10 protein-coding genes are annotated in these 8486 nt (G+C 63.3%); 2 read left to right on the forward strand and 8 right to left on the reverse strand.

Annotated elements, in window-relative coordinates:
- The 5 genes from ACLPJJ_RS02170 to ACLPJJ_RS02190 all read right to left on the reverse strand — a co-directional run.
- Positions 1-549: radical SAM protein (locus ACLPJJ_RS02170; RefSeq protein ID WP_443589118.1), on the reverse strand; the 549-nt coding region annotated here is incomplete at its 3' end.
- A gap of 4 nt (positions 550-553) precedes the next feature.
- Positions 554-1711 (reverse strand): 23S rRNA (adenine(2503)-C(2))-methyltransferase RlmN, encoded by a 1158-nt coding sequence (rlmN, locus tag ACLPJJ_RS02175; RefSeq protein ID WP_443589119.1) that lies wholly within the window; start codon positions 1709-1711, stop codon positions 554-556.
- A complete protein-coding gene (locus ACLPJJ_RS02180) occupies positions 1702-2196 on the reverse strand; it encodes an invasion associated locus B family protein (protein WP_443589120.1) in 495 nt (164 codons plus the stop codon). Before ACLPJJ_RS02180 ends, rlmN begins: the two co-directional genes overlap by 10 nt.
- Before the next feature lie 71 nt (positions 2197-2267).
- Positions 2268-3527: a DUF445 domain-containing protein gene (locus ACLPJJ_RS02185; protein ID WP_443589121.1), complete on the reverse strand. Its 1260-nt coding sequence runs from the start codon at positions 3525-3527 to the stop codon at positions 2268-2270.
- 43 nt (positions 3528-3570) lie between these two features.
- Positions 3571-4323 (reverse strand): hypothetical protein, encoded by a 753-nt coding sequence (locus ACLPJJ_RS02190; RefSeq protein WP_443589122.1) that lies wholly within the window; start codon positions 4321-4323, stop codon positions 3571-3573.
- Between the two features lie 172 nt (positions 4324-4495).
- Here ACLPJJ_RS02190 and ACLPJJ_RS02195 point away from each other — a divergent pair, with 172 nt between their 5' ends.
- Positions 4496-4663, forward strand: a complete 168-nt coding sequence (locus ACLPJJ_RS02195; RefSeq protein ID WP_443589123.1) for a hypothetical protein — start codon at positions 4496-4498, stop codon at positions 4661-4663.
- A gap of 185 nt (positions 4664-4848) precedes the next feature.
- Positions 4849-5796 carry an MBL fold metallo-hydrolase gene (locus tag ACLPJJ_RS02200; RefSeq protein ID WP_443589125.1) on the forward strand — a complete coding sequence of 316 codons (948 nt, stop codon included), beginning with the start codon at positions 4849-4851 and terminating at the stop codon, positions 5794-5796.
- On the opposite strand, the gene ACLPJJ_RS02205 is transcribed toward ACLPJJ_RS02200, so the two are convergent.
- The 3 genes from ACLPJJ_RS02205 to secD form a co-directional block, all read right to left on the reverse strand.
- A complete protein-coding gene (locus ACLPJJ_RS02205) occupies positions 5793-6539 on the reverse strand; it encodes an EAL domain-containing protein (RefSeq protein ID WP_443589126.1) in 747 nt (248 codons plus the stop codon). The two genes, ACLPJJ_RS02200 and ACLPJJ_RS02205, sit on opposite strands and share 4 nt — an antisense overlap.
- 93 nt (positions 6540-6632) lie before the next feature.
- Complete coding sequence (gene secF, locus ACLPJJ_RS02210; protein ID WP_443589128.1) at positions 6633-7580, reverse strand: protein translocase subunit SecF; 948 nt, start codon at positions 7578-7580, stop codon at positions 6633-6635.
- 9 nt (positions 7581-7589) lie between these two features.
- The coding region (secD, locus tag ACLPJJ_RS02215) for a protein translocase subunit SecD (RefSeq protein WP_443589130.1) at positions 7590-8486 on the reverse strand (897 nt) is incomplete at its 5' end.

The raw sequence follows: 8486 nt of genomic DNA on the forward strand, positions 1-8486 counted from the left end.
CGGCGTTTGACTGCCATGAGAGTCGCGGATGGATTTAAGCGTTCTGATGTTGCTGACGATCCGCTCGAGAGGGACCTTTGTGCCCGCTGTCACAGCCAGTTCGTCTTGCGTTGTGCCATAAATGGAGAAACGAATGTAATCGAGACCAGAGGCAACAATTTTTTCGGCAACGGCTGGAGTAATTAGCGTGCCGTTGGTGGTGACGATGATGCGTTCGGCGATATCCATCCGCTTAGCTAGGGCGATATAGTCCGTGAGTTTACGGTTCACGAAGGGCTCGCCCATCATATAGAGGTTCAGGGTTTTAAGACGGCCAAGCTGCTTAATGTCAGTAAAGATTTTCTCAATTTCGGCATCGCCCAGAGTAAAACTGCCCCCTGCAATTTCGCTGTAATCCTCAAAATGCATAGGGCAGAAGCTGCACTTGAAGTTACAAATGTTGGTTAACTCAAGGTAGATGGTAAAGGGGGCGGGCAACGGCACGATGTCGGCCAGTCTCTGGCGGGGGGCACTGCGCAGAGAGGCATATGATCCGGCGTTGTCGTTCATTGGTTCAAGCCACCTTCTCCATCGCGCTCTTCAACTGCCCGCAGGCGGCCAGAATGTCCCGTCCGCGCGGGGTGCGGATGGGCGCGGCGTAGCCTGCGTTCATCACGATGGCGGCGAATTTCTTCAACTGCTCCGGCGTGCTGGGCTGGTAGGCGCTGCCCGGCCAGGGGTTGAAGGGGATCAGGTTCACCTTCGCCGGCAGGCCCGCGATCAGCTTCACCAGCGCCCGCGCATCGGCTTCCGAATCGTTGATACCGCGCAGCATGATGTACTCGAAGGTGATGCGCCGCGCGTTCGAGGCGCCGGGATAGCGGCGGCAGGCCTCGATGACCTCCTTGATGGGGTATTTGCGGTTCAGCGGCACCAGCTCGTCACGCAGCTCGTCGGTGACGGCGTGCAGCGACACGGCGAGGTTCACGCCCAGCTCCTCGCCGGCACGGTCCATCATCGGCACCACGCCGGAGGTGGAGAGGGTGATGCGGCGGCGCGACAGGCCGATGCCCTCGCCATCCATGACGATCTTCATGGCTTTCGCCACGTTCTCGTAATTATACAGCGGCTCGCCCATGCCCATCAGCACGATGGTGGAGAGCAAACGCGGCGTCTCGCCCTTGGGGCTTGGCCATTCGCTATAAGCGTCCCGTGCGGCCATGAACTGGCCGACGATTTCCGCCGCCGAGAGGTTACGCGCCAGGCGCTGCGTGCCGGTGTGGCAGAAGCGGCAGGAGAGGGTGCAGCCCACCTGGGAGGAAAGACACACGGCGCCGCGATCCTCCTGCCGGTCGGGGATGTACACGGTCTCCACAGCCTCGTGGTCGCGGAAGCGGAACAGGAATTTGCGCGTCTCATCCTTCGAGAGCTGGTCGGTCGCCACCTCGGGCCGTCCGACGATGAACCGCTCCGCCAGCTTCTCCTGCAACGGCCGGGCGATGCTGCTCATGGCCGAGAAGTCGCGCACGCCCTGGTGATAGATCCAGTGCCAGAGCTGCTTGGCGCGGAAGGGCTTCTCGCCGAAGGCTTCCATCTCGGCGATGAGTTCCTCGCGCGACAGGCCGACGAGATCGCGCCGGCCATCGGGCAGCACGTAATCGGGCGGCGAGAAATGCGCGGCCTTGGCGAGAATCCGCTCGCGCTCGGCGGCGGTGAGATCGGTTACGGACATGCGGCAGAGATAGCCTTATACGCGGCGGAGAAGCCGGAGAGAGAAAACTGGTCGGCCACCGGGTGGCCGTGCGGCCCTACCCCCTTGGTGGTGGCGGAATCCGCGCCTTTGAGCGCTGCCACCGCGGCTGTGCCGCTGCTGGTGAAGGCGTTGGTGCCGCTGGTGTAGAAATCGAACGAGGCCTTGCCGACGCTCAGCGTCACGCTGGCCCCTTTCGGGTAGGTGTAGCCGGCGGTCAGCGTCACCTCATCGCGCACGCCGTTGCGCTCGGTGACCGTCAGCATCACCTTGCCGCGGGATTTCCAGTTCGGCTTGGAGATCTGCGGTGTGGTGAAGGCGTAGCAGATCTTTGCCGCGCCGGTGCCAAAGGTGGCGGCCGTCCAGTCGCCGAACTTGCCGCCATTGGCCCCGAGCGGGGTGGGGGCGTCGGCGAAGGCAAGCGTGGGCAGCATAGCAAGCAATGCAGCGGTGGAGAGGTATTTCATGCCGCCCCAGATAGACCATGAAGCCTCACGATCCAAGTAAAACCGGGACCTGGCAGGTCTTCATAATGTATTCACCCCAAATGTAACGCGGCCAGCACGAGGTTGATGGCGGCGCCAAGGAGGAAGCCGACCAGCGTGCCGTTGACGCGGATGTACTGCAGGTCCTTGCCGACGCGCAGTTCCAGCTTTTCGGTGATGGTGGCGGCATCCCAGGTGCCGACCACATTGCCGATGAACTTTGCCCCCTCGGCCTGCGCACCGGGCAGGAGCCGCAGCACCAGGGCCTGGAACGCGGCATTCACACGCGCTTGCGCCGCCGGGTCCTTCTCCAGCACGTCGCTCAGGTTCGCCAAGGCGGCTTCGATCACCGCCACGGAGCGCCCGTGCGGGTTTGCGGCGTCCAGCTCCAGGGCGCGGCGCATGCGGGCCCAGACATCCCAGGCCCAGGCTTGTACCGTGTCATGCGCCAGCACGCCGCGTAGCGCCCGGCCCAGCTCGGCGGCGCGCTCAGGGTCCGTCTCCATGCGGTTGATCTCTTGGTGCACCCATTCGTCGAAGGCGTCGCGTATGTCGGAACTGTCCGGGTTGATGCGGTCCAGCTCCGTGTTCACCGCGCTCAGCACCCGGTTGGCCACGCTGGCCCCTAGCGCCCAGCCGACAAGCTTGCCGCCCTGCTCGCGTACGCGCTCCTTGATCGCTTCGCGGAGTACATCTTCTCTTTTGGCAAGAATGTCCTTCAATTGATTGAGAATAAAAGAAAACACTTCCTGGTGTCGGCCGCCTTCCACGAGCCCGGACAGGGCTCTCGCCACCACAATGCCCGCCGCACGCCCGCCGGCCAGCTTGGGCAGCAGCCGGGCCAGAAGGCGCCGGGCGCGGCCATCCTCGATACTGGCCAATAGCTTGGGCAGCATGCCAGCCAGCGCCTCGGCCAGCGGGCGGGTGGTTGTGCGGTCGGCGAGGAAGCGGCGCAGGATTGCCGGGAAATCGATGTTGCCCAGCACCTTGCGGATGTCCGCCTCGGTAAAAACATGGTTGGCGACGAATCGGCCCAGCGCGTTGCCCAGGCGCTCCTTCTGCGCCGGGAGGATGGCCGTGTGCGGAATCGGCAGGCCCAGCGGGTGGCGGAATAGCGCCGTGACCGCGAACCAGTCCGCCACGCCGCCGATGAACCCGGCCTTCGCCGCGTCGCGCAGCAGGGAGGTCCAGGGCGAGGGCGGGAGATAGTATCCGAGCAAGGCAAGGGCCGCCATGAGCACCAGCAGGGCGCTGGCGAATAGCCTGTGGCGGTTGAGCGAGACGCGCAGTGCGGAATCGGGGTCCTGGCTCATGCGGCCAGGGTAGGGGGGTGGGGCGGAGGGCGCAAGCGCGGCGCTACGGCGGCTGGAGAACGGTTTCGCCGTGCGGACCGAACCAAGCTTCGCCATTGATCAACATGGCCATCCCCTCATGCACAAACATTTCATGCGGCACGGCCTGGCGCAATGCGGCGAGATAGGCGGGGGTGAAGATGCTGTCCCACTGCGCGTAAAATTGTTCGGGCGTGGCGATTGTCTTGTTCCACACATGCAGCGGGAACGTGATGGCGCTGGCTGCCTCGGCCTTGTTGCCGGTCTGCACGCCATTCAGGAAGCGGCGTACCCGTGCCTCGAATACGGCATCCGGCTCATCGGTGACATAACGGTACCAAGGGCCGATATAAAAACCTGGATAGATGGCGCCAAACCCGAGGCGGACTGGCAGGGTCACCTGCCCTTTTGTCCATGTGCCCTGCAGGCCGGTGAAAGTGTAGAAATCAAGCACTGTTCCTGCCGGCGTGGTGCTGTTGGTAACAAAATGCAAATGCATCACCCCACCATCAGGCTCGGTCAGCGTCACGGCTTCGCCGTCCACTTTCCCGATGAGCAATATATTCTTGCACTGGCTCGCGTAGAAATAATGCCCGGCGAAAAACTGCTTGCCGTCGCGCTCGGTTATGTTGACGCCAACCGGATAGGGGCCAACCGAGCCTAACAGTTCAAGTGTCCACAAACCTTGCAAGCCGGGTTGCCCGTATGCGAGCGAGGGAAGTGTCAGGCAAACGAATGCCATGACAAACAAGCGCAAGAATACGGAGGCCGTCGGCATTTTTCGCATCGGTTGCTTCGCCAAGCCTACCCGGGATGCGGTTGGGCAACAAGGTGAGGTTACGGTTTTTGTTGCATTTCAAGAGGCTTCGGGAGCATAATTCGGCTAGGAAACAATCCAGGCGCCCCGGTAAGGCAGGCCGGGAAGGCTTCTAAGTTCGGGACATAAAACAATGACCGTGAAAGATTTTCCAACCCTTCACACGCGCGAGAAGCACGACCCGCCGCACCATGTGGTGAGCCGCGAACCTGCCAGCCATAACGTGACCGTCGCGGTTCTGGGCGTGGTCTGCGTGGCCGTGGTGTTCGCCGTGCTTTGGCTGCTATACGCGTTTGGCTGAGAGGCTGTTTCATAAGTCTACTCTGGCGGTTGTCTAACGCGTTTTTCTGCGCTTCGATGCTCACGTACCTTAAGTACGCTCCGCTCCGGTGCTCGAAAAACGCGGCTATCCAGTTCACCAGAGCGACTTCTGCAAACAGCCTCTGAATGATTGCCTAAGCCATGGTCCGCATGCATGATGCGGCCATGGCGTTTCTCCAAGAATCTGAGCCGCCCCGCGGCGTTGCGTTGAGCGTGTTGCCGGGCATCCGCCGTGTGGTCGCGGAGAACCCCGGCGTGATGACCTATCATGGCACCAACACCTATCTGATCGACGAGGCGGACGGGGTGACGGTGATCGACCCCGGCCCCAACAGCGACAAGCATGTGCAGGACGTGCTGGCCGCCGCCGGGGGGAAGCCGATCCACCGGCTGGTGCTAACCCACACCCATGGTGACCATTGCGGGGCGGTTCCGGGCTTGTCCGCAGCGACCGGGGCGCCGGTTTACGGCTTCCGCGACTGCATCCACCCCCGGATCAAGCCGGATTTTCCGCTCGATGACGGTGCCCATGTGGCCGGGTTGACCGCGCTGCACACGCCGGGCCATGCGGCGGACCATCTCTGCTTCGAGTATTATGCCGAGAACGGGCAGAAGATCCTGTTCAGCGGCGACCATGTGATGTCCTGGTCGTCCTCCATCGTCAGCCCGCCGGATGGCGACATGCTGGCTTATTACCGCTCGCTGGAGAAGCTGCTGTCGCGTGATGACGACATCTACCTAGGCGGCCATGGACCGCTGCTCACCGAGCCGCGAATCCTGGTGGCGGACATGCTGGCGCACCGGCAGTATCGTGAGCGCACCATTGTAGCCGAGCTGCAGCAGCAGGACTGGACCGTGGCAGCGCTGGCGGCCAAGCTCTACCACAAATCTGATCTGTTCCTGAAAGGTGCCGCGCAGCGCAACGTGCTGGCGCATATCCTCAAGCTGAAGGCGGAAGGCATTGTCGAGGAACACGAACCCGACACCGTGCCGCACCCGGACACAGTGGCGCTGATGCGCCCGCTAAATGGGGTGAAGACGGAAAGCGGCGGGGATCTGTCGCACTTCTATACCGACTCGATGCGGCGCTTCGGCCTGCGCAAAGCCGCTTAATGAGCGTTCAGATACGCGCGTAAGGTGCTGGCGGTAAGCGGCCGGGAGAACAGATAGCCCTGGCCGTGCGTTACCTGGCTGGCCCGCATGGTCTCTTGCTGGGCCGGAGTTTCTATGCCTTCGGCGACGATGTCCTGCTGCCGGGCGCTGGCCTGTGCCGCCATGCTGCGAACGAAACTCTGTGCCGCGGGCTGGAGCGATGTGACCACGCTGCGGTCGAGCTTGATGGCGCGGACCGGCATGTCCAGCAGCGCGGCGAGGTAGGGCATGTCCGGGGTGATGTCGTCCAGCGCCAGGCCGTAGCCGGCATCGCGCAGATCGGTGATGACGGCGTGGGCGGCGGCGAGGTTGTGTACCGGCTGGTCCTCTGTGAGCTCGAAGCGCAGGAGGTCAGGCGCGAGCCCGCAGCGTGCGCGCAAGCTATCCACCAGCCTGGTGAGGCCCGGGTGCAGCATCGCGTCCAGCCTCAGGTTGAAGGCCAGCGGCAGGCCGTGCGCGGCGAAGCCGAACCTCTCGTATTCATCCAGCGTGCGCTCGATGATCGTCTCGGTCAGGCGGATTGCGTGTGCGCCGCTGGTCATGGCGTTGAGAATGTCCTCCGGCCCGCGGATCGTGCCGTCATCGGCGGCTGTGCGGGCCAGGACTTCGACATGGTCGAGGCTGCCATCGGCCAGCCGGACGATGGGCTGATAGGAAATGCGCACCGATGCCAGTAATGCCGGATCTGGCAGGTCGTACGACACCGTCTAAATTTTCGTAAAAATATGCATTTTCAACGCGGATGTAGCAGCTATCCGCGTTGAATGCGACAAAAACCCTTACTAAAATCTAAATATTTATTTGGCGGTAACTTTCACCGGGGCAGCGCTGCGGCGCAGGCGGTGCTCGCCCAGGAACAGCAGGATGGGTGCGGCGATGAAGATGGAGGAGGAGGTGCCGACAACGATGCCGAACAGCATGATCCAGGCAAAGCCCGAGAGCGCATGCCCGCCGAACAGGGCCAGCGGAAGTGCCGCCAGGAACACGGTGCCGGAGGTGCCGAGGGTGCGGTTCAGCGTCTCGTTGATCGAGAGCTCGATCAACTCGCGCAGGGGCATTGACTTATATTTGCGCAGGTTTTCGCGCACGCGGTCATACACCACCACCTTGTCGTTGGTGGAGTAGCCGATAATGGTGAGGATGGCGGCGATGGTCACCAGATCGAACGGGATCCGGGTGAGGACCATGAAGCCGATGGTCTTGGTGGTATCCAGCACCAGCGTGGCCACGGCGCCGACGGCGAACTGCCATTCGAACCGGAACCAAATGTAAGCCAGGATCATCACGAAGCTCAGGCCCAGCGCCTCCAGGCCTTGCGCAAAGAGCTGCTGCGAGACCGAGGCGCCAATCGCCTGGGTGGAGAGGATTTTCGAGCCCGGCGCGGCCTTGGCCAGGGCGCTCTCCGCCTCCTGGATGGAGGTCTGGGTGGCGGCGGCGTTATCGCGGCTTTCCAGGCTGATGAGCACGCCATTGCCGCCCTGGCCGAAGGCCTGGAGCGAGGCATCCTTGAGCCCGGCATTGGCCAGGGCCGCGCGCAGGGCAGGGAAGTCCGCCGCCTGCTGCGTCTGCACCTGCAGCACCACGCCGCCGCGGAAATCCAGCCCCAGGTTCAGCCCCGGATAGAAGAACAGGAAGATGGAGGCCGTGGACAGCACCGCGGAGGTGAGCAACCCCGCGAAGCGCCCGTTCATGAAGCGGATTTTTGTTCCGTCCGGGACAAAGCGGAACATGGGCCGGTAGAACATCGTTGCTCCTCAGACGGGAAGGGTGGCCGGGCGGCGGGACACGTACCAGCGGGAGGTAATGAGCCGCACCAGCACCGTGGCGGTGAACATGGTGGTGACGATGCCAGCGCAGATGGTGACGGCGAAGCCGCGCACCGGGGGCGAGCCGAAGATGAACAGCGTGACGTGGGCGAGCAGCGTGGTCACGTTACTGTCGATGATGGTGCCGTAGGCGCGCTTGTACCCGGCTTCCAGCGCCGCGAGCGGCTTGCGGCCGTTCTTCACCTCCTCGCGCACGCGCTCGTTGATGAGCACGTTGGCGTCCACCGCCATGCCGAGGGTGAGCAGGATGCCGGCCATGCCGGGCAGGGTGAGCGTGGCGCCCATCACCGAGAGGATGGCGAGCATCAGGAACAGGTTCATCACCAGCGCGACATTCGCGAACCAGCCGAACAGCCCGTAGAACGTGGCCATGAAGACGAGCACCAGGACGAAGCCCGCCCCCAGCGCCAGCGCGCCGGCACGGATGGCGTCCGCGCCCAGTTCCGGGCCGACGCTCTGTTCCTCCACGATATTCAGCGGCGCGGGCAGGGCGCCGGCGCGCAGCAGCAGCGCGAGGTCGGTGGCGGATTGGGGGGTGAAATTGCCGGAGATCTGGCCGGAACCGCCGGTGATCGGCTCGCGGATGACCGGGGCCTCGATGATTTTGCCGTCGAGCACGATGGCAAAGAGTTTGCCGACATTGGCGGTGGTGGTGTCGGCGAATTCGCGCGCGCCGACGGCGTTGAGGGTGAAATTCACCACCCATTGGCCGCTTTGCGGGTCGGTGCTGGCCTGGGCGTTCTGCAGGTCGGCGCCGTCCACGGCCACGTTGGTCTGCACCGCGAGCTGCTGCTGCGGATTGTCCGACATCGGCAGCCATTCATC

It is taken from the genome of Acidocella sp., assembly GCF_052326845.1.
Classification (GTDB): Bacteria; Pseudomonadota; Alphaproteobacteria; order Acetobacterales; family Acetobacteraceae; genus Acidocella.

What these genes read in the sequence shown, in the direction of transcription:
- rlmN (WP_443589119.1), bottom strand. Translation starts at nt 1,711, where the DNA reads ATGTCCGTAACCGATCTCACCGCCGCCGAGCGCGAGCGGATTCTCGCC.
- ACLPJJ_RS02180 (WP_443589120.1), bottom strand. Translation starts at nt 2,196, where the DNA reads ATGAAATACCTCTCCACCGCTGCATTGCTTGCTATGCTGCCCACGCTT.
- ACLPJJ_RS02185 (WP_443589121.1), bottom strand. Translation starts at nt 3,527, where the DNA reads ATGAGCCAGGACCCCGATTCCGCACTGCGCGTCTCGCTCAACCGCCAC.
- ACLPJJ_RS02190 (WP_443589122.1), bottom strand. Translation starts at nt 4,323, where the DNA reads ATGCCGACGGCCTCCGTATTCTTGCGCTTGTTTGTCATGGCATTCGTT.
- ACLPJJ_RS02195 (WP_443589123.1), top strand. Translation starts at nt 4,496, where the DNA reads ATGACCGTGAAAGATTTTCCAACCCTTCACACGCGCGAGAAGCACGAC.
- ACLPJJ_RS02200 (WP_443589125.1), top strand. Translation starts at nt 4,849, where the DNA reads ATGGCGTTTCTCCAAGAATCTGAGCCGCCCCGCGGCGTTGCGTTGAGC.
- secF (WP_443589128.1), bottom strand. Translation starts at nt 7,580, where the DNA reads ATGTTCTACCGGCCCATGTTCCGCTTTGTCCCGGACGGAACAAAAATC.